At 64.2% G+C, this 25,085-nt stretch carries 27 protein-coding genes and 1 pseudogene; 9 read left to right on the top strand and 19 right to left on the bottom strand.

Annotated elements, in window-relative coordinates:
- Positions 1–290 precede the first annotated feature (290 nt).
- Both AABA86_RS19110 and glnA read left to right on the top strand, forming a co-directional pair.
- Positions 291–629 carry a P-II family nitrogen regulator gene (locus AABA86_RS19110; RefSeq protein ID WP_007603495.1) on the top strand — a complete coding sequence of 113 codons (339 nt, stop codon included), beginning with the start codon at positions 291–293 and terminating at the stop codon, positions 627–629.
- A gap of 151 nt (positions 630–780) precedes the next feature.
- A complete protein-coding gene (gene glnA / locus AABA86_RS19105; protein WP_018320110.1) occupies positions 781–2,190 on the top strand; it encodes a type I glutamate--ammonia ligase in 1,410 nt (469 codons plus the stop codon).
- An 84-nt stretch (positions 2,191–2,274) separates the two neighbouring features.
- Here glnA and AABA86_RS19100 read toward each other — a convergent pair whose 3' ends face one another.
- From AABA86_RS19100 to AABA86_RS19085, 4 genes are all read right to left on the bottom strand, one after another.
- Positions 2,275–3,411, bottom strand: a complete 1,137-nt coding sequence (locus tag AABA86_RS19100) for a type II asparaginase (RefSeq protein ID WP_212250793.1) — start codon at positions 3,409–3,411, stop codon at positions 2,275–2,277.
- 75 nt (positions 3,412–3,486) lie between these two features.
- Positions 3,487–4,254 (bottom strand): slipin family protein, encoded by a 768-nt coding sequence (locus AABA86_RS19095; protein ID WP_212250791.1) that lies wholly within the window; start codon positions 4,252–4,254, stop codon positions 3,487–3,489.
- Complete coding sequence (locus tag AABA86_RS19090; RefSeq protein WP_212250789.1) at positions 4,251–5,669, bottom strand: NfeD family protein; 1,419 nt, start codon at positions 5,667–5,669, stop codon at positions 4,251–4,253. Before AABA86_RS19090 ends, AABA86_RS19095 begins: the two co-directional genes overlap by 4 nt.
- A gap of 183 nt (positions 5,670–5,852) precedes the next feature.
- Complete coding sequence (locus AABA86_RS19085; protein WP_212250787.1) at positions 5,853–6,110, bottom strand: tautomerase family protein; 258 nt, start codon at positions 6,108–6,110, stop codon at positions 5,853–5,855.
- Positions 6,111–6,263: 153 nt separating this feature from the next.
- On the opposite strand from AABA86_RS19085, the gene AABA86_RS19080 reads away from it, so the two are divergent.
- Positions 6,264–7,241: a GlxA family transcriptional regulator gene (locus tag AABA86_RS19080; protein WP_212250785.1), complete on the top strand. Its 978-nt coding sequence runs from the start codon at positions 6,264–6,266 to the stop codon at positions 7,239–7,241.
- A 204-nt stretch (positions 7,242–7,445) separates the two neighbouring features.
- On the opposite strand, the pseudogene AABA86_RS19075 reads toward AABA86_RS19080, so the two are convergent.
- The 7 genes and pseudogenes from AABA86_RS19075 to AABA86_RS19045 form a co-directional block, all read right to left on the bottom strand.
- Positions 7,446–7,836 (bottom strand): annotated as a pseudogene (locus AABA86_RS19075) (transposase).
- A 72-nt stretch (positions 7,837–7,908) separates the two neighbouring features.
- Entirely contained in the window at positions 7,909–8,520 is a 612-nt protein-coding gene (locus AABA86_RS19070; protein WP_338307914.1) for a hypothetical protein, read from the bottom strand.
- 137 nt (positions 8,521–8,657) lie between these two features.
- Positions 8,658–10,262, bottom strand: a complete 1,605-nt coding sequence (locus AABA86_RS19065) for a TRAP transporter large permease (RefSeq protein WP_212250779.1) — start codon at positions 10,260–10,262, stop codon at positions 8,658–8,660.
- On the bottom strand, positions 10,259–10,798 hold the full coding sequence (locus tag AABA86_RS19060) for a TRAP transporter small permease subunit (RefSeq protein ID WP_338307911.1): 540 nt from the start codon (positions 10,796–10,798) through the stop codon (positions 10,259–10,261). Before AABA86_RS19060 ends, AABA86_RS19065 begins: the two co-directional genes overlap by 4 nt.
- 324 nt (positions 10,799–11,122) lie before the next feature.
- Positions 11,123–11,359: a hypothetical protein gene (locus AABA86_RS19055; RefSeq protein WP_338307909.1), complete on the bottom strand. Its 237-nt coding sequence runs from the start codon at positions 11,357–11,359 to the stop codon at positions 11,123–11,125.
- 1,120 nt (positions 11,360–12,479) lie between these two features.
- Positions 12,480–13,253 (bottom strand): gamma-glutamyl-gamma-aminobutyrate hydrolase family protein, encoded by a 774-nt coding sequence (locus AABA86_RS19050; RefSeq protein WP_212244798.1) that lies wholly within the window; start codon positions 13,251–13,253, stop codon positions 12,480–12,482.
- A gap of 91 nt (positions 13,254–13,344) precedes the next feature.
- On the bottom strand, positions 13,345–14,055 hold the full coding sequence (locus tag AABA86_RS19045; protein WP_338307907.1) for a hypothetical protein: 711 nt from the start codon (positions 14,053–14,055) through the stop codon (positions 13,345–13,347).
- 135 nt (positions 14,056–14,190) lie between these two features.
- Between AABA86_RS19045 and AABA86_RS19040 the strand changes: the two genes are divergently transcribed.
- Positions 14,191–15,330, top strand: a complete 1,140-nt coding sequence (locus tag AABA86_RS19040) for an AI-2E family transporter (protein ID WP_212244802.1) — start codon at positions 14,191–14,193, stop codon at positions 15,328–15,330.
- Between the two features lie 3 nt (positions 15,331–15,333).
- Here AABA86_RS19040 and AABA86_RS19035 read toward each other — a convergent pair whose 3' ends face one another.
- From AABA86_RS19035 to AABA86_RS19010, 6 genes are all read right to left on the bottom strand, one after another.
- On the bottom strand, positions 15,334–15,630 hold the full coding sequence (locus AABA86_RS19035) for an antibiotic biosynthesis monooxygenase family protein (protein WP_338307905.1): 297 nt from the start codon (positions 15,628–15,630) through the stop codon (positions 15,334–15,336).
- 101 nt (positions 15,631–15,731) lie between these two features.
- Positions 15,732–15,971: a hypothetical protein gene (locus AABA86_RS19030; protein WP_338307904.1), complete on the bottom strand. Its 240-nt coding sequence runs from the start codon at positions 15,969–15,971 to the stop codon at positions 15,732–15,734.
- 60 nt (positions 15,972–16,031) lie between these two features.
- The gene (locus AABA86_RS19025; RefSeq protein WP_338307902.1) at positions 16,032–17,252 is read right to left on the bottom strand and encodes a GGDEF domain-containing protein; all 1,221 of its coding nucleotides are present in this window, start codon (positions 17,250–17,252) and stop codon (positions 16,032–16,034) included.
- 229 nt (positions 17,253–17,481) lie between these two features.
- Entirely contained in the window at positions 17,482–17,961 is a 480-nt protein-coding gene (gene rpsI / locus AABA86_RS19020) for a 30S ribosomal protein S9 (protein ID WP_018320095.1), read from the bottom strand.
- A 1-nt stretch (position 17,962) separates the two neighbouring features.
- Entirely contained in the window at positions 17,963–18,427 is a 465-nt protein-coding gene (gene rplM, locus AABA86_RS19015; RefSeq protein WP_212244808.1) for a 50S ribosomal protein L13, read from the bottom strand.
- Positions 18,428–18,585: 158 nt separating this feature from the next.
- Positions 18,586–19,014 carry a PaaI family thioesterase gene (locus AABA86_RS19010; RefSeq protein ID WP_212244810.1) on the bottom strand — a complete coding sequence of 143 codons (429 nt, stop codon included), beginning with the start codon at positions 19,012–19,014 and terminating at the stop codon, positions 18,586–18,588.
- 85 nt (positions 19,015–19,099) lie between these two features.
- On the opposite strand from AABA86_RS19010, the gene AABA86_RS19005 reads away from it, so the two are divergent.
- The 4 genes from AABA86_RS19005 (at position 19,100) to AABA86_RS18990 (ending at position 22,555) form a co-directional block, all read left to right on the top strand.
- Positions 19,100–19,924, top strand: a complete 825-nt coding sequence (locus tag AABA86_RS19005) for an enoyl-CoA hydratase (RefSeq protein WP_338307901.1) — start codon at positions 19,100–19,102, stop codon at positions 19,922–19,924.
- A 75-nt stretch (positions 19,925–19,999) separates the two neighbouring features.
- Complete coding sequence (locus AABA86_RS19000; RefSeq protein WP_338307899.1) at positions 20,000–20,584, top strand: CoA-binding protein; 585 nt, start codon at positions 20,000–20,002, stop codon at positions 20,582–20,584.
- 149 nt (positions 20,585–20,733) lie between these two features.
- On the top strand, positions 20,734–22,014 hold the full coding sequence (locus AABA86_RS18995) for an O-acetylhomoserine aminocarboxypropyltransferase (protein ID WP_212244815.1): 1,281 nt from the start codon (positions 20,734–20,736) through the stop codon (positions 22,012–22,014).
- Positions 22,015–22,210: 196 nt separating this feature from the next.
- Entirely contained in the window at positions 22,211–22,555 is a 345-nt protein-coding gene (locus AABA86_RS18990) for a hypothetical protein (RefSeq protein WP_338307898.1), read from the top strand.
- A gap of 5 nt (positions 22,556–22,560) precedes the next feature.
- Here the strand turns inward: AABA86_RS18990 and AABA86_RS18985 are convergent, their stop codons facing one another.
- Positions 22,561–23,643, bottom strand: coding sequence for a COX15/CtaA family protein (locus AABA86_RS18985; RefSeq protein WP_338307897.1), 1,083 nt, complete (start codon positions 23,641–23,643; stop codon positions 22,561–22,563).
- Positions 23,644–23,736: 93 nt separating this feature from the next.
- Between AABA86_RS18985 and AABA86_RS18980 the strand changes: the two genes are divergently transcribed.
- Complete coding sequence (locus AABA86_RS18980) at positions 23,737–23,958, top strand: DUF2842 domain-containing protein (protein WP_018320088.1); 222 nt, start codon at positions 23,737–23,739, stop codon at positions 23,956–23,958.
- Here the strand turns inward: AABA86_RS18980 and AABA86_RS18975 are convergent.
- Positions 23,942–24,985, bottom strand: coding sequence for a polysaccharide deacetylase family protein (locus AABA86_RS18975; protein ID WP_338307896.1), 1,044 nt, complete (start codon positions 24,983–24,985; stop codon positions 23,942–23,944). The two genes, AABA86_RS18980 and AABA86_RS18975, sit on opposite strands and share 17 nt — an antisense overlap.
- Positions 24,986–25,085 lie beyond the last annotated feature (100 nt).

Here is a 25,085-nt window from a genome sequence, read left to right as displayed (position 1 = left end):
TGCCTATTTCGTAGTCTTCGCTATTTTGTGCAGGTCGGCACCACTACTCAGAGATGCTCGTTAAAAGGCTGATAACGCTCCAACAATCAGGACATGTGCAACTTGGCATAGACCCTGCTTTCGAGGAAGTCGCTTCGGTTTGTCGTGCTCACTGGCATTTATCAGGGTGTGGCCGGCCGTTGTTGCCGGACTGGTCAGGGTTTCAGGCATAGCGAAGACAAGATCGTGCGTTAAGAGAAGCGCATCCTGACGAAGACGTTGCTATTTGATCGAAGGCCGGGAGGCGCGCAGTGAAGAAAATCGAAGCCATCATCAAGCCATTCAAGCTCGACGAGGTGAAGGAAGCGCTTCAAGAGGTCGGCCTTCAGGGCATCACCGTCACCGAAGCCAAGGGTTTTGGCCGGCAGAAGGGGCACGCCGAGCTCTACCGCGGCGCCGAATACATCGTCGACTTCCTGCCCAAGGTGAAGATCGAGATCGTGATCGGCGACGATCTGGTCGAGCGCGCCATCGACGCGATCCGCCGCGCCGCGCAGACCGGGCGCATCGGCGACGGTAAGATTTTCGTCTCCAACATCGAAGAGGCGATCCGCATCCGAACCGGCGAATCCGGGCTGGACGCTATCTGAGCCGGGTGCTATCCCGAATCTTGCGACACTCCGACTAGAAAGAAGGCTGCTTCGGCGGCCTGATTTCGTTTGTGCGGTCGCGCAAAACTCGCCCGAGCGAGAATAATTTTGCTCATCTGGAAACCGACCCGCAGAGCCAAAAGGGGTATGCATGAAGACCGCCAAAGACGTCCTGAAATCGATCAAGGACAACGACGTCAAGTACGTCGACCTGCGCTTCACCGATCCGCGCGGCAAGTGGCAGCATGTGACGTTCGATGTCAGCATGATCGACGATGACATCTTCGCCGAAGGAACGATGTTCGACGGCTCCTCGATCGCCGGCTGGAAGGCGATCAACGAGTCCGACATGTGCCTGATGCCCGATCCGGTCACCGCGACGATCGACCCGTTCTTCGCCGAGACCACCATGGTCATCACCTGCGACGTGCTCGAGCCGACCACCGGCGAGCCCTACAACCGCGACCCCCGCGGCATCGCCAAGAAGGCCGAGGCCATGGTGAAGTCGATGGGCGTGGGCGACAGCGTGTTCGTCGGCCCCGAAGCCGAGTTCTTCGTGTTCGACGACGTGCGCTATTCGGCCGAGCCCTACAAGACCGGCTTCCGGCTCGACTCCTCGGAGCTGCCGACCAACTCCGACACCGAATATGAAGGCGGCAATCTCGGCCACCGCATCCGCACCAAGGGCGGCTACTTCCCGGTCCCGCCGCAGGACTCGGTGCAGGACATGCGCTCGGAAATGCTGGGCGCCATGGCCAAGATGGGCGTCAAGGTCGAGAAGCATCACCACGAGGTCGCCTCCGCCCAGCACGAGCTCGGCATGAAGTTCGACACGCTGACGCTGATGGCCGACCACATGCAGATCTACAAGTACTGCATCCACCAGGTCGCGCACATCTACGGCAAGACCGCCACCTTCATGCCGAAGCCGATCTTCGGCGACAACGGCTCGGGCATGCATGTGCACCAGTCGATCTGGAAGGACGGCAAGCCGGTGTTCGCCGGCAACAAATACGCCGACCTCTCGGAGACCTGCCTGCATTACATCGGCGGCATCATCAAGCACGCCAAGGCGATCAACGCCTTCACCAACCCCTCGACCAACTCCTACAAGCGTCTGGTCCCGGGCTATGAGGCCCCCGTGCTGCTCGCCTACTCCGCGCGCAACCGCTCGGCCTCCTGCCGCATCCCCTACACCGCTTCGCCGAAGGCCAAGCGCGTCGAGGTGCGCTTCCCCGATCCGATGGCCAATCCCTATCTCGGCTTCGCCGCGATGCTGATGGCCGGCCTCGACGGCATCAAGAACAAGATCGATCCGGGTCCGGCGATGGACAAGGACCTCTACGACCTGCCGAAGGAAGAGCTGAAGCAGATCCCGACCGTCTGCGGCAGCTTGCGCGAGGCGCTCGAAAACCTCGACAAGGACCGCGGCTTCCTCAAGGCCGGCGGCGTGTTCGACGACGACTTCATCGACGCTTACATCGAGCTGAAGATGACCGAAGTCGCCCGCTTCGAAATGACCCCGCACCCGGTCGAGTTCGAAATGTACTATTCGGGCTAAACGGCCCGGAAGGTATCCGATAAGCAAAAGGCGCTCCGCAAGGAGCGCCTTTTCGTTTGAATCGCAGGGTGTACGACCTGCCCGCTACCACGTCGCCGTAAAGGCCTTCTGCAGCTCTGCCGGCGCGGTCACGCCGCCCGCGATCAGCAACTGCGTGAGCACCCGCGCCTTCTGCGGATTGAGGTCCTCGGACACGACGAACCCGTTCTTGTCGTCGTCGACCTCGACGTTGCGCGTCACGAAGCCCGATCGAACCCGCGTCGAGCGAACCACGATGACGCCCTTCTTCGCCGCAGCTTCGAGCGCATCGAGCGCCGGCTTCGAGGTGTTGCCGTCGCCGACGCCGGCCAGCACGATGCCCTTGGCGCCGTGCGAGATGGCGTCCTCGATCGGAACGGCGTCCATGTTGGCGTGCGAGTACACGATCGCAACGCGCGGCAATTGCTCGCCGGCTGGAAGCTGATAGGTCGCGCGCTTGAGACCTTGAGCCTGCGCCATGAAGCGAATGCCGCCGGCGCTGTCGACATAGCCGACCGGCCCGTCATTGGCCGAACTGAACGTCTCGATGCTGGTGGTGTTGGTCTTGGTGACCGAGCGCGCGCCCTGAATCTTGTCGTTCAGCACCGCCAGCACGCCGCGGCCGCGCGACCGTGGGTCGGCCGCCACCTGCACGGCCTCGTAGAGATTGCCGGGGCCGTCGGCGCTGACGGCCGTCGCCGGCCGCATCGAGCCGACGATCACCACCGGCTTGTCGCCGCGCACCACGTTGTCGAGGAAGAACGCGGTCTCCTCCAGCGTATCGGTGCCGTGGGTGATGACGATTCCGTCGGCCTCGTTCTTGTCGAAGGCCTCCTGGATGCGGCGGGCCAGCGCAAACCAGACCTTGTCGTTCATGTCCTGGGATCCGATCGACGAGATCTGCTCGGCATTCAGCTTCGCGAGCTTGTCCAGTCCCGGCACCGATTGCATCAGCTGCTCGCCCGTGATCTGGCCGGATTTGTAGGCGCCGGTCGCACGCGCGTCGGCCTGGCCTGCGATGGTGCCGCCGGTCGCAAGAACGAGAATGCGCGGCAGGCCGGCAGCCATCGCGTCCTTGCCCGATTCCGCGGCCTGCGCCGCGGCGATCCCGCACGACCAAAGCGCGAGGGCGATCAGCGGAACGGCGAGGATCGATGACCGATTTCGGCGCTGGATTGCGGGTCTGGCGGCATGCTTCGGCATCGAATTCTCCTCCCGTTTAAGTTGGGATCGATATTCGACACGCCCAATGGGGCCGAAGATGGGTCATCCCGATGCTTATGGCTGAGGATTGTCGCGCCGCGGCAGAAAATGGTCGAGCAAACCCGTCGGCAGGGGAAAGACCACGGTCGAAGACCGTTCGCCCGCGATGTCGTGCAGGGCCGCGAAGTAACGGAGCTGCATCGCCTGCGGCTCCTGGGCGAGAATCCGGCCGGCCTCGACGAGCTTTTCGGCGGCCTGCTGCTCGCCCATCGCGTTGATCACCTTGGCGCGCCGCAACCGTTCCGCCTCGGCCTGCTTGGCGATCGCGCGCACCATGGTTTCGTTGAGATCGATGTCCTTGATCTCGATCCCGGTGACCTTGATGCCCCAGACGTCGGTCTGCTTGTCGAGGATCTCCTGGATGTCGGCGTTCAACCTGTCGCGTTCGGCAAGCATCTCGTCGAGCTCGTGCTTGCCGAGCACCGAGCGCAACGTGGTCTGCGCGAGCTGGCTGGTGGCGGCCATGTAATCGCCGACCTTGATGATGGCCCGCTCGGGATCGACGATGCGGAAGTACAGAACGGCGTTGACCTTGACGGAGACGTTGTCCCGCGAAATCACGTCCTGGGGCGGGACGACCTGCACCATCACCCGCAGATCGACCTTTACCAATTGCTGCACGACCGGAACGAGGATGATGAGGCCCGGGCCCTTCACGCCGGTGAAGCGACCGAGCGTAAAGACGACGCCACGCTCGTATTCGCGCAGGATTCGAATAGCCTGGGACAGGAACATGATGACAAGCAACGCGAGCGCCGCATAGGTCAGATATTCCAGCATCATGATGGATCTCCCTCGCCTGTTCGGGCAGGTGCGCGCCGTATCAGCAGCGTCAGGTCGACGACGCTGGCGACTTCGACCGTCTCTCCGGGCTTGAACGTTTCGGCGCCGCGCGCCTGCCAGCGCTCGCCATGGGCGAAGACATGGCCTTCGCTCCCACGCCAGTCGAGAACCTCGGCAGGCAAGCCCCGCATGGCCTGCGCGCCGACCCGTTCAGGAGCCCTGGCGGCACGCCGAAGCGAACCAAGCACGACGAGAGCAAAGCCGGTGAACACAGCCGCGGTGATGCCGATCACCCACCACGACAGGTGGTAGCCGGGCGCCTCGACCCTGAAGAGCATCAGCGCTCCCAGCACGAAGGCGATGATCCCTCCGAGACCGATCACCACCGTCGGATTGAAGGCTTCGACGGTGAGAAGCACTATGCCGACCAGCATCAGGGCGAGGCCGGCATAGTTGATCGGCAGCAAATTGAGCGCATAGAGGCCGATCAACAGGCAGATCGCGCCGACGACTCCCGGAGCGACGGCTCCGGGAGACATGAACTCGAAGATCAGGCCGTAGATGCCGACCATCAGGAGGATGAACGCCACATTCGGATCGGTGATGACCGCCAGGAAGCGGGATATCCATCCGGGGTCGATGGCTTCGACGACCGCATCCTTCGTCGCGAGGCGTTGCGTTTTGCCGCCTGCAACCTCCACCACGCGGCCATCGAGCTGCCTCAGCAATTCAGCCTGATCGCGCGCGACCAGATCGATGGCGTGGGCCTGCAGCGCGCCGTTGGCAGAGAGAGTGGCGGCCTCACGGACCGCTTTCTCCGCCCAGTCCACATTGCGGCCACGCAGCTCCGCAAGGCTGCGGATGAAAGCAACCGCATCATTGGTCACCTTTGCCGTCATCGCATCCTTGGGCTGGTCCTTGGTCTGATCCTTCTCGCCCTGCTGGTCACCGTCCTTCTTGTCCTTGCCGCCCTTGTCCGGTGTGCCGCCCGGCAGCCCCGGCAGCGGTCCGCCAATCTGCACCGGCGTTGCCGCACCGATATTGGTGCCCGGCGCCATCGCCGCGATGTGGGTCGCATAAAGGATATAGGTCCCCGCGCTCGCCGCGTGGGCGCCGGAGGGAGCGACGTAACCGACGACGGGGACGGGCGAGGCCAGCACATCCGCAATGATCTCGCGCATGCTGGTATTGAGACCGCCGGGCGTATTGATTCTCAGAAGCACGACCTCGGCGCGCCGTTCGCTTGCCTTGGCCAAGGCCTCCTTCACGTAACTGGCCGACGCAGGGCCGATGGCCCCGTCGATCGAAACGATCAGTGCAAGACGGCCGTTCTCCTCCGCTGAACTGGGAAGGAGGCAGCAGATCAAAGCCACGACGCCAATCGCCGCAACGAGGGCCGCCTTCATGGTCTGCACGGCAGGGCTCCCTTGCAGAGCATATGGTGTTCGTCTCTCGAACCTCAATGCAGCCGTGCGCAGCTCTTGTGGTGATTGTGCGATGCAATGGAAATTGCCCCGCAGATCGATTGAGCACGCGGTGGTGGGCGGACCACGCCTTGCGCTGATCCCTGGGCTGGTCCGCCCACACACTCTGCGCTGCTACGGCCGCGCGATCCGCACCCCATCGGCTCCGATCGGGCCGAACGTGCCGGCGATGATCTCCTGCGTCGGCTGCATGCCGCCGAGCGACCAGTGGGAAGGCTCCTGCTCCTCGATCCTGACCCAGACGTTGCGGCGGAAATCCGGGCTACCCTGCCCTTCGACCTCGACCAGGAGGTCGGTGACGCGTTCGAGCAGCGTCTTCTTCTGCGCGGCATCCAGAATGCCGCGGACGGTGGAAATGGTGACGTAAGGCATGTCTCTCTCCAATCATGTCGGTTGACGACGGCGGCAGATTGGACCGGGCGCTCTCCGCAAGGCAGTGGCGGATAAGACAGAGATCAGGCAATTTCCGCCACGCGCCCGCGTCCCGATCGGATAGGATCGCGGCATCAACCCCGGGGGGTTCTCATGAAGCTCGCAATTCTGGCACTGGAAGGCTGCATGCATTCGGCGATCGCCGGCGTCGCCGACATCCTGTCGCTCGCCAATCACGTCATGCAGCAGAGCGGCGCAAAATCCCGCTTCAGCTGGCAGACGCTTTCGCTCGACGGCAAACCCGTGCGCGCCGGCGGCGGCCGGACGGTCGTGGTCGATGGCGGGATCGGGCAACGCGCTCGCTTCGACGCGATCCTCGTCCCCGGTAACCTCGTCGATCACGTCACGGCCGAGCGCCTGCAACCGCAATATGCCCGGGCCGGCGCCTGGCTCCGGCAGCAGCATGCGAACGGCCGGCTGATCGGCGCGTTCTGCAGCGGCGTGTTCCTGCTGGCCGGTGCCGGCCTGCTCGACAACCGCCGCGCCACCATCACCTGGTGGCTGCAGGGCGAACTGCGGCAGCGTCATCCCACCATCGACCTCGCCGCCGACGCCGTCATCACGGTTGCGGACCGCATCGTCTGCGCAGCCGGCCCGATGTCGTGGGTCGACCTGCTGCTCAGATTGATCGAGCTGGTCGAGGGCAAGGAGACCGCAAAACTATGCGCGGACTACGTCGTCATCGATACCGCGCAGCGCACCCAGTCGATCTTCATGCCCGTCGGCTATCTGCTCTCGCAGGACCCGCTGCTGACCAGGGCCGACCTCCTGGTTCGCCGCACCGGCAAGGCTCCCATGACGGTCAGGCGGCTTGCCGGCGCGCTCGGCCTCAGCGAGCGCACGCTGAACCGGAAGTTTCAGGAGCTCACGCACGAGCCACCGCAGGCGTTCATCATGCGCCGCCGCGTCGAGCACGCGCGCACGCTGCTCGAGACGACGACGCAGCCGATCAAGGCGATCGCGCGCACGACCGGCTATGAGGACGAGAGCAGCTTTCGCAAGGCGTTCCGCAAGCTCACTTTGATGTCACCGCAGGCCTATCGCGCACGACGGATGGAGCGGACGATGTGAGACGCCTTCGAGCCGTCCGCTTTCGTTCCGCATCCGACTCCACTTCGTTCTCAAAGAACAAATCAGAGCCGCAAAAATCAGGGCGGACCAATTCCTACTGATTGGTTTATCCCGCCCGAAATTTGGAATGGACCTTGAGTGCATGGCGACAGTCCTCGTAGGGCAGATTAGCCGAAGGCGTAATCCGCCGACTGCTCGCAACGCTCACGCGCGTTCGCCAAAGTCACCGTCCGTGCTGCTATCTCCTGCCCAATCCTCAGGAAACAGGCCCGCCTCGACGTCTCGGTGAAATGACGAATGCGGCCAGTCCAACACGCGGGTCACATAACCATGCTTCACGGGATTGATGTAACAATACTCGACATGGCGTGCGTAGTCGGTTTCATCGCGGATGAGGTGCTCTCAGAATCGGTTCTGCCATATGCCACGCTCACGTCCTGCGATCTGTACCGCGGTCAAAGGCTCCGTCTTCGGCTGCAACAGCCGCGCGCAGCGCTGCGATGTGCTCGACGAGCAGCCTCTGCTTCCGGTCGAGAAGATTGACCGTGAAGAACCAGCAACCACCCGGAACAAATGCACGTCGATAGTTTGGCATTGAACTGCCCAATCAAGACAAGATGGCGGATTACGCCTTCGGCTAATCCGCCCTACACACCAGCGCGCGTGGTTACTTGTCCGGAAAATTCACGCCGATCGCGATCACCGCCGGCGCCCATTTCACCAGCGCCGCGTTATCGGAGGCCGCCTTCACGCCGTCGCCGGACAGCGACCTGGGCGCCCCGGTCTTGCCGCCGAAGCGGATCGTCACGGTGCAGCCGCCTTGCAGCGGCCGGCCGAGCGCCCCGCCCTTCCAGTCGGTGACGAAGCCGCCATAGTCCCATTCGAAGCCGCTGACGAGGAACGGCTTGCCGTTGGCCTTCTGCACGTCGGCAAGGCTGGATCCGATCGTGACGCCGGTAACGTTCCAGAGGCCGGTCTTGCCTGCGTCGCGCAAGGTCAGGCCGGAGGCGCGCCCGGCCTTGTCGTCGGTGAAGGCGACCTCGATGCGGCGGTCCCTCGCCTTCGGGAACAGCACGACGCCCTTGTAGCGTTCGCCCTCGGCGCCGGACAGCTCCTGCACCACGGCGTCCTTGCCGTAGCGCTGCTTCAGGCTCCGTTCGGTGTCGTCAGGTGCAACCGGCGCAGCGCAGCTGATCGGCCCCTCCTGCGGCGGCGCGCTTTGGGCGAATGCGGAGGACGCAAGCAGGAGAAGGCCCGTGACGGTGACGCTGCGTATCATCGCGAGGCAAATCCCATTTCAAGAACGAGCTGGCCCGCGCAACGGCGCAGCCGTCATCGCCGAGGGTGCTCGTCCTGCGACTATCGCAGGGCGAGCCTTGGAGGGTAACGACCCCGCTGCCGGGCCGAGATCTTTCCTCAATTCTTCGGCGGGCTGAAATCGAGTGGCGGCGGCAGCTCGATGTCCGGAATTTCGATCTTGATCTTGTCCAGATCCACCTTCCTCGGAGCGTCCAGCAGCCCGGTGACCGTGATCGGGAATGCGATGACGACCGCAACCATGATCGCCTGCAGGCCGATCCAGGGCATCGCGCCCCAATAGATGTCCGAGCTCTTGACCTCCTTCGGCGCCACGCCCCGCAGATAGAACAAGGCGAAGCCGAAGGGGGGATGCAGGAAGGAGGTCTGCATGTTGACGCAGAGCATGACACCGAACCAGATCAAGGCGGCATCCGCCCCCACCACAGGGGTGAGCAGCTTCTGCGCGATCGGCGCGATCATCGGGATGATGATGAAGGCGATCTCGAAGAAGTCGAGGAAGAAGGCGATGAAGAAGATGAACAGGTTCATGAAGATCAGGAATCCCCAGACCCCGCCCGGCAGCGATGTCAGCATGTGCTCCAGCCAGACACCACCGTTGCAACCGAGGAAGACGATCGAGAAGCAGGTCGATCCGATCAGGATGAACGTCACCATGCAGGTGATGCGCATCGTGGTCTCGTAGCCCTGCTTGACCAGGGTGCGCAGGTCCGGAATCCTGACCGCCTCGATGCAGACCCAGGCGACGGCGAGATAGGCAATCGCGAAGGCGATCTTGAACGCCAGATTCGGCGTGAAGTAGATGCCGATGATGGTGCCAACACCTGCCGCCGCAACGCCGACGAGCAATATCTTGCGGCCGGCCAAGCTGAAATCCTTGTGATGGATGACGGCAAGGACGATCGCGCCGACGGCGCCCATCGCGCCTGCTTCGGTCGGGGTGGCCAGGCCCAGCATCATCGTGCCGAGCACCACGAAGATCAGAACGGCGGACGGGATGATGCCCAAAAGGCATTTGCGCCAGAGCGCCCAGCCCTTGAGCGTCCTTGCTTCCTTGGGCACGGCCGGGACGTGGCCCGGCTTGATCACGCTCAGCGCAAACGTGTAGCCGGCGAACAGTGCGATCTGGAGGATCGAGGGGCCCCAGGCGCCCAGATACATATCGCCGACCGACTTCCCGAGCTGGTCCGCGAGCACGATCAGAACCAGCGAGGGAGGCACCAGCTGGGTAATGGTGCCGGAGGCTGCGAGCACGCCGGTGATGTAGCGCATATTGTAGCCGTACCGGATCATCACCGGCATCGAGATCAGCGCCATCGCGATGACCTGCGCCGCCACGGTGCCCGTGATGGCGCCGAGGATGAAGCCGACGATGATCACGGAATAGCCGAGGCCGCCGCGAATGGGGCCGAACAACTGCCCCATTGAATCCAGCATATCCTCGGCGAGGCCGCATCGTTCGAGGATCGAGCCCATGAACGTGAAGAAAGGAATTGCCAGCAGCAGCTCGTTGGCCAGAACGCTGCCGTAGATGCGCTCCGGGATGGCCTGGAGGAAGCTGAACCCGAAAAATCCCTCGTGGATCGCGAGAAATCCGAACGAAAGCCCGAGAGCGGCCAGCGTGAAGGCGACCGGAAATCCGATCAGCATGGCCAGGACCAACCCGCCGAACATCATCGGCGGCATCATTTCAATCGTGATCATTGGGTCGGCCGCTCGTATTTCGCATCGATCGTGACTTCACCACGCAAGGCCGCAATGCGTTTGATGGCCTCCGAGACACCTTGCAAAGCCAGCATGAAGAATCCCGCCGGCAGGACAAATTTGATCGGCCACCGGAGGAGGCCGCCGGCATTGTTGGACATTTCGCCGATGATGAACGAGTTGTGGAACATCGCCCATGAGAGGTAGCTGAGGAGCAGGCACGCCGGGACGAGGAAAACCAATGTCCCGATCAGGTCGAGCCACAGCTGGCCGCGTTCGGAAAGCATGAGGTACATGATTTCGACGCGGACATGCTCGTTACGCTTGAAAGTATAGGACGAGCCGAACATCACGACGACGGCGAACATATACCACTGCGTCTCGAGCCAGCTGTTGGAGCTGTAGCTGAAGGCATACCGGATCATCGCATTTGCAGCGCTGACCACGCAGGCTGCGAGCACCAGAATGTTGCAGACGTTGCCGACCTTTTCGTTCAGCCAGTCGATAGCTGTACTCACCGCCAACAATGGGCGCATCGATATCTTTTCCCCGCTCGCTGAGTGCTGCCCCCAAACGAGCAGGACCATGGTGCTGCGTCAGCAGCCTCCATTTCTGCGCGGGAGCTGGTTCACCCTCCTGATGCTTCCGCTCGTTCTTGTTGTCGGTTTTCGCCGAGACATGCTCCGGTCTCAGCGGCGCGTGAAGCAAGGCACCTTTACCGTCAGCAATTTCGGGGTCAACAAAAAAAATGGACAACTTGCCGCAGCGCCCTCAAAAATGGGGCGCTGGGTCCAATTTGGTCGCTCTACGCGGGGCAGCTAGCAATCCGGCTCTCGGACGGATTGCCCTTGACGAGGCGCTTAACCCTCGACGTCGTACTGCTTGCAGAGGTGATCGCCGATCTGGACGAGCATGGCGACGCATTCAGGGTAGCCGGGCCGATCCGAGGTGGCCCGATCCGCGCTGGCTCGAAACTCCCAGGAATCACCGTCGCGGAGGATCGAAATTGTCATTCCATCGGGACAGTCGGCGTGAACCTTCAATTCGGCCTTCGCCATGGCGATCAGTTCGCTTTCGGTCTTCGCAGGTTTGCTCATGAAGTCAGTCTCCGTCTCGGGATAGAACTTTAGTTGTATCTGCCAAACCCATCAAACAAGTCTTTCCGATAAACCGGCTCCCCGCATTGGGATAGCGCAATCCCTTCCGGTCCGCTTCCGTCAGCGACGGGGATCACTCCCGGAGAGGCGTCGGGCAAAACACCCGGTCAAGCCCTTGGCGCAAAAATATTCCACTTTCCCGAATTTCGGATTTGTGGCATACCCTCGCCCATCCCGGCCTCTGCCAAAGGGCGCTTCGCGATCGTCACGAGATGCGGGCCGGGTGGCGGTGGACGCGGTAGCGCCGGCGCGGATCAGCATGATGACAGGGCGGGCAACCGTGAGTCCTCAGGCGACGCGATACGACACGGCGCGGTCACAGCGGTTTCGTCGATGCCAGAGGGCGGGCACACGCAAGCCCTCGGGTATTCCGGCGGGATCGTCCGCGGACGGAGAAGTCGTGTGGTCCTGACGCCCGGGGTCTGTGCGTCAAGGCTTGCGGTGATGCGGCGGCCCGACCGGGCACGCGCATCAGCCATCCGCAAGGCGACGGGGGCAATAGTGCAACGCTCCCCGAGGAGAGCACGAAGGACACCGTTAAAACCATCCGCGCAGGGAAGGCCGGGCGACCGGCACACCTGTGGTCCACCCCGTGTGCATCTTCGTCGCGCACGGACTTGCGGGTGCCGCCGGCGCCCGGCCTTCCCTGCGCCCTTTGGTCTTCATGGGGTGCGAAACGACAGCATGCCTCGGGCGAACCGCGCCGCGAGAGCGCGAAGGCGTGTCTGCAAGTTGAGCTGAAAGCGGAGGATTCCGACGATGCACCTTGCGCTGTCATTGCGAAGAACTCTTGCGACGAAGCAATCCAGCAAGGCCGTAGGATGGGTAGAGCTCTTGCGAAACCCATCATGTATCGGCGCAAAACAGGGCACGATGGGTTTCGCTTTCGCTCTACCCATCCTACGAAGTCCCCTCTTGTGCCCCGGACGCGGCGCAGCGCCCCTTAGCGGTGCGCTGCAGAGCCGGGGCCCATGTCGCAGCGGTGCGCGGGGCGGCCCTGGGTCCCGGCTCTGCGCCGCAACGCATCCGCGTTGCAGCTTGTCCGGGACACGAGCGTGCCCTACGCCGCCGCGCGCTGCCGCGCGACCAGCGCTTCGCCAAAGGCCTCGAACAGCTTGCGGTTGACCGGATTGCGCTGGGGATCGTATTCGGCGTGCCATTGCACGCCGAGCGCGAAGGTCGGGGCTTCCGCGATCCGGATCGCCTCGATGGTGCCATCCTCGGCGACGCCCTCGATCAGCACGCGCTTGCCGGGATCGAGGATGCCCTGGCCGTGCAGCGAATTGACCCTGATCTTCTCGCAGCCGAGCAGTTTTGCGAACGCCCCGCCCGGCGTCAGCTCGACGTCGTGACGGTCGGCGAACACCACGGTCGGATCGGGGTGGATCTCGCCATTCTCGAGCCGGGGCATGCGATGGTTCATGCGGCCGGGAATCTCGCGGATCTCGGGGTGCAGCGAGCCGCCGAAGGCGACGTTCATCTCCTGGAGGCCGCGGCAGATGCCGAACAGCGGCACGCCGCGGGCGACGCAGGCCACCGAAAGCGCCAGCGCCACCTCGTCGCGATGGATATCGTACGGCTCGTGGCGCTCGCAGGGATCGACATTGAAGCGGGTCGGATGGACGTTGGCGCGGGCGCCGGTGAGCACGATGCCGTCGACCACGTCGAGCAGCGCGCCGATATCGGTGATATCAGGCGCACCCGCGAACATCATCGGCAGGCCACCGGAAACCTCGGCCACGGCGCGCAAATTGCGCTCGCCGACCATCTGGACCTGAAATCGATTTTCGACGCGATGGGCATTCCCGATCACGCCGACGACCGGCTTTCTCATCTGTCGTTCCGCGCCTCGCCGATAAGAAGATTCTCCAAACATGCCCTTGCGCTGGAACAAATTCAACAGAAGGGATCGCGGGACGGCAATGCTATTTTCGCGCAAATGCCTCCCGGGCCTCGCCCCCGGCGGGCAGGCCGGCGGCCTGCAATGCGGTTGCCGCCGGATCGCCCGGCGCGGCCAGCCAGGGCAGTTTCGCATCGATGCCGCGCGTCACGGGCTCTCCGAGCACCCCGCCGAAATCGATCGGCCAGAACCCGTTGGGCACGACCTCGACCGTGAGGCCACGGACCGCATAGCCCTGGCCCAGAACCGCCTCCGCATGGTCGCCGGCGACAAGGCGCGCCATGTTGGGATCGTGGGGATCGCCAAAGCTGACAAGCACCGGCACGAGGTCTGCCTGCACCGGGACAATCCCGGTCTGCCGGTGGATATCGTTGAACGAGACGCGGTTGCCGCGCGCGGCGCCATAGGCACGGAGCGCGACATAGTTGATGTCGTCGAAGTCCAGCTTGGCGTCCTGCCGGTGCGCCAGCAATGCCACCAGACTCTTGCCTTTGGCGCCGTCTTGGCCGAGATCGACGAACACCGCCTCCCCGCGCATCGTGGTGCGGCCGCCGCGGTTATAGTTGCGGTCCGGCACGACGGCCAGAACGCCGGATCCGGTCTTGATCCCGTCAGGCGTCGTGACCTCGACCGTGAGGCGGTATTTGTGCCCGGGCCGGTTGATCCGGATCTGGTCGCCGGCCACGAGCACGGCCAGAAGCCCGAGCAGACCGGCCCATTTGCTGATGAAGCTCAAACCGCCCCCATTGCACTTTGCTCATTGCTCTGCACCGTCGGCGCGCCGACGTCAAACCAGCGCGTTGACGCGGCCTTGATCCGAAGCGCGTTTGCCCGGAGAGTGCAGCGCGCATTGCGCTGAAAAGGACCCGATGTGACCATGTCTAGAGATGAACGCTCCCGGACCCGCGGCGACCTCGCCTGGGCGATCTCGGTCGGGGGTATCGGCGTCGTGCTGTTCACCGCGCTGCTCGCCTTCACCTGGTATTTCGCCGCCACCCTGCTGCTGATCTTCACCGGCATGCTGCTCGGTCTCGGCCTCAACGCGCTGACGGGCGCGCTCGGCCGCCGTGTGCCCCTGCCGCATCCGGTGCGGCTCGCGATCGTCTGCACCGCGCTCGCCCTGATGCTGGCCGGCATCGCCTATCTCGGCGGCGCCACCATCGCCGAACAGGCATCGCTGCTGAGCAAGACCATCAAGTCGCAGATCGGAAATGTGAAGTCCTTCCTGGACAGCCACGGTATCGACACCAGCTTCTTCGATTTCGGCAACGGCGCGACCGACTCCTCGGCCAATACGCCGTCGGAGGCGGCCCCCGCACCGGCTGCGCCCTCGCGCGGTCCCCTGCCCGGCGCGGGCGCGCTGGCCTCCAGCGGCGGGGCAATCGTGAGCCAGACCTTCAAGCTGCTGCTCGGCACCATCCACGGTGTGGGCAACATCTTCATCGTGCTGTTCCTGGGCTTCGCCTTCGCCGCCCAGCCCGCCGTCTATCACGACGGCCTGCTGTTCCTGGCGCCGGCGAGGCATCGCACCCGCGTCGCCCTCATCATCGATCGCACAGCTGAGACTCTGGAGCGCTGGCTGATCGCGCAGATCATCGTGATGCTCGCGGTCGGCGTGGTGACCTGGATCGGGCTTGCCATTATCGGCATCCCCAGCTCGTTCATCCTGGGAATTCAGGCCGGCCTGCTCGCCTTCATCCCGACCATCGGAGCCATCATCGCGGGCGTCGTCGTGGTGCTGGCGAGCCTCGCCTCGGGCTGGATCCCGGCGCTATCGGCCTTTCTGCTCTTCATGGGCGTGCACGCCATGGAGAGCTACGTGCTGACGCCGATCCTGCAGCGGCAGGCGCTGGACATCCCGCCGGCCACCCTGTTCGCGTTCCAGATCGTGCTCGGCGTCGTGTTCGGCATCTGGGGCCTCGCGCTAGCCCTGCCGCTGGTCGCCATCGCCAAGGTCATGATCGACCATTTCAAGACGTATGAGGCGCCGCCGCTGGCGGAGGCAGCGTGACTCTCAGGTCGTCAGCACGGTCTCGGTGTGCTCGACCTCCGGGGGCGAGGCGAAATACTGGCCGACGAGGCCGCGCCATTCGGTGAAATTCTCCGAGCCGCGGAAATCGACGGTGTGGTTCTCCAGCGTCGCCCATTTCACCATCAGCCGGTAGCGCTGCGGCTTCTCGATCGATTTGTGCAGCTCGAAGCCGTGAAAGCCCTTGGAACGGCCGAAGGCGGCCTTGGCCTTGGCGACAGCGGCCTCGAAGCCCTTCTCGCTGCCCGGCTTGACGTCGATTTGCGCGATCTCGGTGATCATCGGTTTCCACCCTTTTTGTTCGATGGGCGTGTCTAGCGCAGGCAGCAAAAAAGAAAAAGGCGCCGAAACGGCGCCCTGGTCGGCCAAAAAATGCAGATCTCTCAGATCAGCAGCAGAGCGGTGCCCGCCACGACCAGGGCGCAGCCGATGAACAGCGCGAGCGGCCAGTAGCTGCGGCGGCCTTGCGTGTAACGCCCCTGTGCGCGGCGCTCGGTGATCAGCGCGCTCTCGTATTCGTCCGCGGTCGAGAACAGACAGGCGAAACCGCTGCGTGCCGAGGCCGCAGCGGCTTCGAGCGACATCAGGGCAGCTTGCGGGTTCTGTCGACGGATCGATTCCATGACCGCAATGGTAGGGATCGAATGGTAAACAGGGGATTACCGCGGGTGCTGCCTCGCGTCTCAGGCGGTGGCCGGACGCGGCTGCGGCGCACTGATCCGCGCGGCGCTCTGGCGGCGCCAATTCTCCAGCGACAGCGGCAGCTCCTCCGCCGCCTCGACGCGGTTACGGCCGCCACGCTTGGCCTGGTAGAGTGCGGTGTCGGCCGAAGCCAGCAGCACCTCGAGCTCGGTGCCGGCGGGCCCGCCGGCGACGCCGATGCTGACGGTGGTGTCGACCGGGCCTTCATCGACCACGACGCCGGACGTCTCGAATGCCTCGCGCACACGCTCGGCGACCAGCACGCCCTCCTCCAGCGAACACGGCAGCAGCGCTGCGAACTCCTCGCCGCCGATACGGCCCGACATGTCGGTGATGCGCAGATTACTGACGACGACGGTCGAGAACAGCTTCAGCATCTCGTCGCCAGCGGGGTGGCCGAAGCGGTCGTTGATCGACTTGAAGTGATCGATGTCGAAAATCATCACGGTGACGGGACGTCCGGCCTTGGCCTCGCGCTCGATCACGCGGCCGCAGGCTTCCGAGAAGCCGCGGCGGTTGAGCATGCCGGTCAGGGGATCGGTCGACGCGGCGGTGCGGTGCGCGGTCACGGTGCGCTCCGACACCAGCATGAAGATCACGAACACGGTGCCGACGGCGTAGAGGATCAGCTCGACCGCGAACACGGTGACCCAGATGCTCGACGAGAAGCCGGCATCGTGCGGACGCAGGAAGCTGCCGATCAGGACCGGCAGCATCAACACGCAGCCATGCATCACTGGCATCACGAAGGCCGGCCAGCGCCGCTGCACGCTCTTGCGCCGTTCGGTCCAGAGCTCGCTGGCGGTCAGTGCCGCGTAAACCGAGACGATGCCGGCGCCGATGATCATCCGAAACATGGATGCCTCGGGGTCGAGCACCGTGACGGCGGCGACCCAGGCCAGCGCACCGAGCACGAGGCCGGGCCAGTTCGGCTTGCGGCCGTGGAAGACGCGCGCCGCATTCCACACCATGCCGCAGGCGACGAAGCCGACGGCATTTAACGCCAGATAGAGATGCGGGCCCAGCCGGTCGCCGGCCGCGGTCCACAGCGCGACGGAGGTGGCACCGAGCAGATAGGCGGTGCCCCACCATTTCAGGGCAGGACTGTTCTCCTGCCTGCCGAAGAATACCATCATGGCGCCGAGCAGTGCGGCAACCATGGTGGCAACCAAATAGAGCGTGATGCTATCGAGCGACATCATGTCGGCCCCCTCTTAGACATAGCAGTTACGCGATCGGCCCAGCCGACTTGCGCGCCCTTCCAGATGCGACGCTATGTCCCGCGAGTTCCATTCAGGTTTTCGCGCGAGCCCAAGTTTTCGGGAAACACGCCATCAATTTGCATACAAACGAACAACAAAAAGGGCACTGAAATCAGCGCCCTTTTGCATCTCATTGAAGCCGCTTTCGCGGCGAATGTGACGAAAGCGATTAACGCTTCGAGAACTGGAAGGACCGGCGGGCCTTGGCCTTGCCGTACTTCTTGCGCTCGACCACGCGGGAGTCGCGGGTCAGGAAGCCACCCTTCTTGAGCACGCTTCGCAGCTCCGGCTCGAAATAGGTCAGCGCCTTGGAGATGCCGTGACGGACCGCGCCGGCCTGGCCGGACAGGCCGCCGCCGGCAACCGTGCAGATCACGTCGTACTGGCCCGAACGCTGGGCCACGGAGAACGGCTGCTCGATCATCATGCGCAGCACGGGACGGGCGAAATAGACCTCGACCTCGCGCGAGTTGACGGTGACCTTGCCGGCGCCCGGCTTGATCCAGACGCGGGCGACCGCGTCCTTGCGCTTGCCGGTGGCATAGGCGCGGTTGAACTTGTCGACCTTCTTCTCGTGCTTGGGCGCATCGGGCGCCGCCGCCGTCTTGAGCTGCGAGAGCTGGTCGAGCGACTGGATGGATTCGGCCATGTTATGCGGCCCTCGTGTTCTTGCGGTTCAACTTGGCGATGTCGATCTTCTCGGGCTGCTGCGCCTCGTGCGGATGATCGGCCCCGCCGTAGACACGGAGGTTGCCCATCTGCACGCGACCGAGCGGGCCACGCGGGATCATGCGCTCGACGGCCTTCTCGAGCACGCGCTCGGGATGCTTGCCCTCGAGGATCTGGCGCGCGGTGCGCTCCTTGATGTGGCCGACATAGCCGGTGTGCTTGTAATAGGTCTTCTGCTCGCGCTTGCGGCCGGTGAGGACCGCATGCTGCGCATTGATGATGATGACGTTGTCGCCGCAATCAACGTGCGGGGTGTAGGTCGGGAGGTGCTTGCCGCGCAGGCGCATGGCGACGATGGTGGCGAGGCGGCCGACGACCAGACCCTTGGCGTCGATCAGCACCCACTTCTTCGTCACCTCAGCCGGCTTTGCCGAAAAGGTTTTCATGTCAGAGTTTCCGTGGACGGGGAGCATCGGCGCGAACACCGCGCCGGACTGCGCGGTTTTCTAGAGAAGAGACGCGCAACGGTCAATGCCCGAAGACGGAAATTAGCACCGCAATATCAATGGCTTAAAAATATGGTGCTATATTACCTGCAAAAAGCTCAAACATTTGGAATGGAATAGGTCGAGGTGACATGGGCGATCGGATCGGGCGAGGTGCCGGACAACAGTTTTACCTCCCCGACCGCCAGCCGCTTGCCGAGCTTGAGCAGCCGCGCCTCCGCCAGCACGTCCTGCCCGGGCCCGCCCTTGCGCAGGAAGTTGATGTTGAGATTGGTGGTCACGGCGAGCCCGACCGGCCCGATCGCAGACAGCAGCACCACGTACATCGCGAAATCGGCAAGTGCCATCAGCGTCGGCCCGGACACGGTTCCGCCCGGCCGCAGCATCCTTTCGCTGTAGCGCTGGCGCAAAAGGCAGGTCTGGCCGTCCGCGCTTTCGATCGTGATGTCGTCGCCGCTGAACGCCTGGGGAAACTCGTGGCGGAGGAACTGCTCCACCTCTGCCACGCTCATTTTCGCTAACGCCATGCTGTTCCCCACCCTCGCTTCACCTGCCCTGTTACATTAAGTTATCTGCGTCATTCAAATGCAATAATCCAACGGAAACGCTTCGATGTCCGCCCACGCTGCCCGCGCCCCCTCCCCGCAACCGCCGATCCTGCTGCGCGAGACCGTAGGCCCGATCGCCGTGCTGACGCTGAACCGGCCCGCCGCGCGCAACAGCCTGTCGGCGGCGATGATCGCCAGCCTGCATGCGGAGCTCAACGAGATCCGCGATGACAAGGCCGTCCGCGGCGTCGTGATCGCCGCCAACGGCCCCGCCTTCTCCGCCGGCCACGACATGAAGGAGCTGACCGCGCGCCGCACTGACCCCGATCGCGGCCGCGCCTTCTTCGCCGAGATGATGACCGCCTGCAGCGCGATGATGCAGGCCATCGTGCACCTGCCCAAGCCCGTGGTGGCGGCCGTCCAGGGCATCGCGACCGCGGCCGGCTGCCAGCTCGTGGCAAGCTGCGATCTCGCCATCGCCTCGGAGGACGCCAAGTTCGCCACGCCCGGCGTCGACATCGGCCTGTTCTGCTCGACGCCGATGGTGGCGCTGTCGCGCAACGTGCCGCGCAAGCAGGCCATGGAGATGCTGCTGACGGGCGAGCCTGTCACGGCCGCGCGCGCCCGCGAGATCGGCCTCATCAACCGCGTGGTCCCCGCCGGCACCGAACTCGGCGCCGCGATCGAGCTCGCGCAGCAGGTCGCGCTGAAATCCGCCTATACCGTCAAGCTCGGCAAGGAAGCCTTCTATCGTCAGGCCGAGATGAGCCTTGCGGAGGCCTATCGCTATGCGGCAGAGGTGATGACCGAGAACATGATGGCGCGCGACGCCGAGGAAGGCATCGGCGCCTTCATCGAGAAGCGCACGCCGACATGGCGGGATGAGTGAAACACCAGCATCGTCATTCCGGGGCGGCTCGCAGAGCCGAACTATGGTGCGCCCCGGAATGACGGAAAGAAAAAGATGAACCACGACGCCTATCCCGACAATTACATCCGCGCCATCCTCAATGGCGTGAAGTCGATCGCGATGGTCGGCGCCTCGCCGGTCAACGTGCGGCCGAGCTATTTCGCGTTCAAATATCTGGCGCAGCGCGGCTACGACATGATCCCGGTCAACCCCGGCCATGTCGGCAAGGAGCTGCTCGGAAAGCCGTTCGTTGCCTCGCTCTCCGACATCGGCCGTCCCGTCGACATGATCGACATCTTCCGCAATTCCAGCCACATCATGCCTGTCGTCGAGGAAGCGCTCACGCTCGATCCGCTGCCGAAGGTGATCTGGATGCAGCTTGGCGCACGTGACGACGTGGCGGCAGCGAAAGCCGAGTCGGTCGGTATCAAGGTGGTGATGAACCGCTGCCCCAAGATCGAATATGGCCGTCTGTCGTCCGAGATATCCTGGATGGGCGTGAATTCGCGCACGCTCAGCTCCAAGCGCCCTCCGGCACCGACGCAAGGCATGCGGCTATCTCTCAATCGGATGAGCGTCGGCGGCGGCGACACCGCAGCGTCCGATCGCGCGGCAAAAAACAAGAGCGAGCAAAGCTGACGCAATCGCGAGGGATTCGTTTCGCCTACGCGACAATGCGTAGCAAGATCATTCCCAAATGATCTTGATGTGAAGCGGCGCCTTGACGGGAAGCGCGGCGCCCATCAGCATGCCGCGCGATTTCAGACCAAGAGAACAGGACGCCCTCAATGAGCGATCGCCTTCCGGGATTTTCAACCCTCGCCGTGCATGCCGGTGCACAGCCCGACCCCACCACCGGTGCGCGCGCGACCCCGATTTATCAAACGACCTCATTCGTGTTCAACGATGCCGACCACGCCGCCTCGCTGTTCGGCCTGCAGGCGTTCGGCAACATCTATACGCGCATCGGCAATCCCACCAACGCGGTGCTGGAAGAGCGCGTCGCCGCGCTCGAAGGCGGCACGGCCGCGCTGGCGGTGGCCTCGGGCCATGCCGCGCAGGTCGTGGTATTGCAGCAATTGATGCAGCCCGGCGACGAGTTCATCGCGGCACGCAAGCTCTATGGCGGCTCGATCAACCAGTTCACGCACGCCTTCAAGAGCTTCGGCTGGAACGTGGTGTGGGCCGATCCCGACGACATCGCGAGCTTCGAGCGCGCGGTGACGCCGCGCACCAAAGCCATCTTCATCGAGTCCATCGCCAATCCGGCCGGCAGCATCACCGACATCGAGGCGATCTCGACGGTGGCGCGCAAGGCGGGCGTGCCGCTGATCGTCGACAACACGCTGGCCTCGCCTTACCTGATCCGCCCGATCGACCACGGCGCCGACATCGTCGTGCACTCGCTGACGAAGTTCCTGGGCGGCCACGGCAATTCGCTCGGCGGCATCATCGTCGATGCCGGTACGTTCGACTGGTCCACCGGCGGCAAATATCCGATGCTGTCGGAGCCGCGGCCGGAATATCACGGCATCCGCCTGCAGGAGACCTTCGGCAATTTCGCCTTCGCGATCGCCTGCCGCGTGCTCGGCCTGCGCGACCTCGGCCCTGCGCTGTCGCCGTTCAACGCCTTCATGATCCTGACCGGCATCGAGACCTTGCCGCTGCGCATGCAGAAGCAGTGCGACAATGCAAAGGCGGTCGCCGAATTCCTCGCCGGCCATCCGGCGGTGGCCTCGGTCAGCTATGCGGGCCTTGCGAGCGACAAGTATAACCAGCTCGCGCGCAAATACGCGCCGAGGGGCGCAGGCGCCGTGTTCACCTTCAGCCTGAAGGGCGGCTATGACGCCGGCGTCAACCTGGTGTCGAAGCTGCAGCTGTTCTCGCACCTGGCCAATGTCGGCGACACCCGCTCGCTGGTGATCCATCCGGCCTCCACCACGCACAGCCAGCTCGACGACGCCGCCAAGATCAAGTCCGGTGCCGGTCCCGACGTGGTGCGGCTCTCGATCGGCATCGAGGACAAGGAAGACCTGATCGCCGATCTGGAGCAGGCGCTGGGCACCTAGCATCAGCGTCATTCCGGGGCGCGCGAAGCGCGAACCCGCAATCTCGAAGTGAACAATGACCTCTGGATTCCGGGTTCGGTGCTTTGCACCGCCCCGGAATGACAGGGTGCTGTTTTGCTGCCCCCCGGTTAACAGTCATTAACCATATCTGCCGCATACATCATCCTTGGATCGCCCCTTTGATTCGGAGCTGACGATGCTGCGCTGGATGGTGCCTGCCCTTGCGGCGATGCTGACGGTTTCAAGCGCGCTCGCTGCGGACTTGCCGGCCACGCCGAAGCGGCGAGCCGCGGCTCCCCCACAGGAGCCGCCCAAGGTTTATGTCGAGACCGATCCGGATGCGCTGATCTCGCCGGCCTATGGTATCCGCAGCTACATCCGCAACCTGCCGGGCACGCCACTGCTGCCGGGGTCCCACACGCTGCCGGGCTATTACGGCCGTCCCTGGGATTACGACTATCAGGGCGCGTATTACGGCGGGAAGCAGGTCGACTATTTCTGGCGCCTGCCCTACGCGTGCGGCATCTACGGCTATTGCTGATCTGATCAGCTGGGCTGGCCAGCGGGAACCGCGCGCGGCTGCGCCTCTGCAGATTGCCGCGAAGCGAGCCGCTCCACCTGCATCACCGCGAGCATCAGCACGACGATCGCGACCGCCTGGTGCGACAGCGCGAGGTCGATCGGCACCTGGTTGAGCAGCGTGAGAATGCCGAGCACCGCCTGCAGGCTCACCGCCGCGAACAGCCAGAGCGCGCCGCTTGCCGCAGCACCCGCGCGTGAACGCACCGCGTCGATCGCATGCAGCGCGGCCAGTGCGAACAGCGCATAGGCGGTCGTGCGATGCTCGAACTGCACCGTCAGCACATTGTCGAACATGTTGCGCCACCAGGGCGTCTCGAACCACAGCCGCTCGGCCGAGGGAATGAACGCCCCGTCGATCTGCGGCCAAGTGTTGTAGGCGCGCCCCGCGCGCAGGCCCGCAACCAGCGCGCCGAAATAGATCTGCACGAACGTCACGACGAGCAGCAGCGCGCTCGTGAAGCGCAACCGCGCGGGCACCGCGATCTGCGGCCGCTCGGCAAGCCGCCGCACCGTCCAGACGATGCCCGCGAAGATCAGCAGCGCGAGCAGCAGATGCGTCGCCAACCGATATTGCGACACCTCGACCCGCTCGGTGAGACCCGAGGCGACCATCCACCAGCCGACCGCGCCCTGGAGCCCGCCGAGCGCGAACAGCAGCCACAGCCTGCGCTTCAATTCACCGGACAGGCCACCGCGCCACAGGAAGAACAGGAACGGCAAGAGATAGGCGACGCCAATGAAACGGCCGAGCAGCCGGTGGCTCCACTCCCACCAGAAAATCTGCTTGAACTCGGACAGGCTCATGCCCGCGTTGAGCTCGCGATATTGCGGGATCCTCTTGTAGGCCTCGAACGCCTCGGTCCACTGCGCCTCCGAGAGCGGCGGCACGCTGCCCGTCACCGGCTTCCATTCGACGATCGAGAGGCCGGATTCCGTCAGCCGCGTCGCGCCGCCGACCAGCACCATCAGCGCAATCAGCGCGGCGACGGCAATCAGCCACCAGCGCACGGCGCGATGCGGCTCGGACGGGGCGGAAATCGTCGTCATTCGGGGCAAAAACCAAGCTTGAACCGGACTGTGTGCCCCTTATAGTCCCCCGCTTCCGCAGCGCAAGTTACGCAAGAAAGCGCGACATCCGCCATGACGATCCGCACCCGCAAGTTCCTCGGCGCCATCCTGCTCCTGGTGCTGGCCACCGTCTGGGCCCTGCTCGGCATGGCGGCGGCGCAGATGCCATGGATCGCCGAATCCGGCTGGCGGCAGGCGATCTATTACGTCGTGGTCGGCATGGGCTGGGTGTTGCCGGCGATGCCGATCGTGAGCTGGATGCAGCGGCCCGATCGCGTCAAGTCTGGCTCGTAGCGGTCGGCTTCACCGGCGCAAAGGCGACGCCTGAGACCAGCACGCGCAGCATGCGCAGCGAGCGCACCCGGCCGTCCCAGGAAATCCGCGGCAGCGCGCGCAGATTGGTCCGCCCCCGTGCATCGACGATGCCCGGGATCGTCGACACCGCGCTGGCAAAGCCGGCCTCCTCCGCCATCATGACGTGGCTGCGCCGGAACGAGGTGCGATCGCCGAACGGAAAGGCGAAATGCCCGACATCGCGGCGGAAGGCGGCTTCGGCAACGGCCTTGCCCATCGTCATCTCGCGCGAGGCCGCCGTATCCTTCATATTGGCGAGAACGGGATAGTTCACGGTGGCGCTGCCGATCGTGACGAGCGGATCGGCGGCGAGCTTCGCCAGATCCTCCCAATCCATCGACGCTTCGCGCGAGAGCGCGGCGAGATCGATCCGGTAGCGCGTGCAGAGATCGGCGATGGCGACCGACAGTTCCGCCGGCGGCAGTGAACGCAGCCAGCTCTCGAGATGCGAGAACAGCGCCTGCTTCCCGGCATTGTCGGTGACGGTGAAACGCTGCTCCTTCTCGCCCATCATCAGGCTGATGCGGCTCTCGCGCGCGATCACCTGTTCAAGCCCGAGCCACCAGGCCTGTCCGACGCCGTCGGGAAATGCGGTGGGTACGTAGATCGTGAAGGGCACGGCGTGATGCGCCAGCACCGGATAGGCAAAGTCGATCAGATCCTTGTTCGCGCCGTCGAAAGTGAGCGCCACGAAACGCCGCTTCTCCGGCAGCGTCACCGCGCGCCGGCAGACCTCGTCCATGCCGAGAAAATCATAATTCCAGCGCTTCAAAGCGCGAATGGCGCGGTCGAGAAATTGCGGCGTGATCTCGTTCGCGCGCAGCGGCTGAAATCCGCCGCGCCGCCGTGGCCGCACCCGCGCAAAGCGCAGGATGGCGCCGGCACCGCGACTGCGCAGCGCGGCCTGGCCGGTGAACCAGGCCAGCTCGAGGCGCAGCCGTTCCAGCCATCTGTCGTCGGATGCCAATATCTTGCCCCTTCGCGCCCTCAAGGCGCCCGTTCCCTCTCTATTGTCCTTACCCTTTGTTGACATTTCTTTGCAAAGGTCGGCCACAGGCCGAATTACG

Origin of the sequence: Bradyrhizobium sp. TM233, from assembly GCF_036247965.1 — a bacterium.
Lineage (GTDB): Bacteria > Pseudomonadota > Alphaproteobacteria > Rhizobiales > Xanthobacteraceae > Bradyrhizobium > Bradyrhizobium ottawaense.
The sequence above is the reverse complement of the archived record's forward strand: the minus strand, read 5'-3'. Positions and strand labels throughout refer to the sequence as shown.

Bases quoted from the DNA above. Each gene is read 5' to 3' on its own strand.
- glnA (WP_018320110.1), top strand. From the start codon at position 781: ATGAAGACCGCCAAAGACGTCCTGAAATCGATCAAGGACAACGACGTC.
- AABA86_RS19100 (WP_212250793.1), bottom strand. From the start codon at position 3,411: ATGCCGAAGCATGCCGCCAGACCCGCAATCCAGCGCCGAAATCGGTCA.
- AABA86_RS19095 (WP_212250791.1), bottom strand. From the start codon at position 4,254: ATGATGCTGGAATATCTGACCTATGCGGCGCTCGCGTTGCTTGTCATC.
- AABA86_RS19085 (WP_212250787.1), bottom strand. From the start codon at position 6,110: ATGCCTTACGTCACCATTTCCACCGTCCGCGGCATTCTGGATGCCGCG.
- AABA86_RS19080 (WP_212250785.1), top strand. From the start codon at position 6,264: ATGAAGCTCGCAATTCTGGCACTGGAAGGCTGCATGCATTCGGCGATC.
- AABA86_RS19070 (WP_338307914.1), bottom strand. From the start codon at position 8,520: ATGATACGCAGCGTCACCGTCACGGGCCTTCTCCTGCTTGCGTCCTCC.
- AABA86_RS19065 (WP_212250779.1), bottom strand. From the start codon at position 10,262: ATGATCACGATTGAAATGATGCCGCCGATGATGTTCGGCGGGTTGGTC.
- AABA86_RS19060 (WP_338307911.1), bottom strand. From the start codon at position 10,798: ATGCGCCCATTGTTGGCGGTGAGTACAGCTATCGACTGGCTGAACGAA.
- AABA86_RS19055 (WP_338307909.1), bottom strand. From the start codon at position 11,359: ATGAGCAAACCTGCGAAGACCGAAAGCGAACTGATCGCCATGGCGAAG.
- AABA86_RS19050 (WP_212244798.1), bottom strand. From the start codon at position 13,253: ATGAGAAAGCCGGTCGTCGGCGTGATCGGGAATGCCCATCGCGTCGAA.
- AABA86_RS19035 (WP_338307905.1), bottom strand. From the start codon at position 15,630: ATGATCACCGAGATCGCGCAAATCGACGTCAAGCCGGGCAGCGAGAAG.
- AABA86_RS19030 (WP_338307904.1), bottom strand. From the start codon at position 15,971: ATGGAATCGATCCGTCGACAGAACCCGCAAGCTGCCCTGATGTCGCTC.
- AABA86_RS19025 (WP_338307902.1), bottom strand. From the start codon at position 17,252: ATGATGTCGCTCGATAGCATCACGCTCTATTTGGTTGCCACCATGGTT.
- rpsI (WP_018320095.1), bottom strand. From the start codon at position 17,961: ATGGCCGAATCCATCCAGTCGCTCGACCAGCTCTCGCAGCTCAAGACG.
- rplM (WP_212244808.1), bottom strand. From the start codon at position 18,427: ATGAAAACCTTTTCGGCAAAGCCGGCTGAGGTGACGAAGAAGTGGGTG.
- AABA86_RS19010 (WP_212244810.1), bottom strand. From the start codon at position 19,014: ATGGCGTTAGCGAAAATGAGCGTGGCAGAGGTGGAGCAGTTCCTCCGC.
- AABA86_RS19005 (WP_338307901.1), top strand. From the start codon at position 19,100: ATGTCCGCCCACGCTGCCCGCGCCCCCTCCCCGCAACCGCCGATCCTG.
- AABA86_RS19000 (WP_338307899.1), top strand. From the start codon at position 20,000: ATGAACCACGACGCCTATCCCGACAATTACATCCGCGCCATCCTCAAT.
- AABA86_RS18995 (WP_212244815.1), top strand. From the start codon at position 20,734: ATGAGCGATCGCCTTCCGGGATTTTCAACCCTCGCCGTGCATGCCGGT.
- AABA86_RS18990 (WP_338307898.1), top strand. From the start codon at position 22,211: ATGCTGCGCTGGATGGTGCCTGCCCTTGCGGCGATGCTGACGGTTTCA.
- AABA86_RS18985 (WP_338307897.1), bottom strand. From the start codon at position 23,643: ATGACGACGATTTCCGCCCCGTCCGAGCCGCATCGCGCCGTGCGCTGG.
- AABA86_RS18980 (WP_018320088.1), top strand. From the start codon at position 23,737: ATGACGATCCGCACCCGCAAGTTCCTCGGCGCCATCCTGCTCCTGGTG.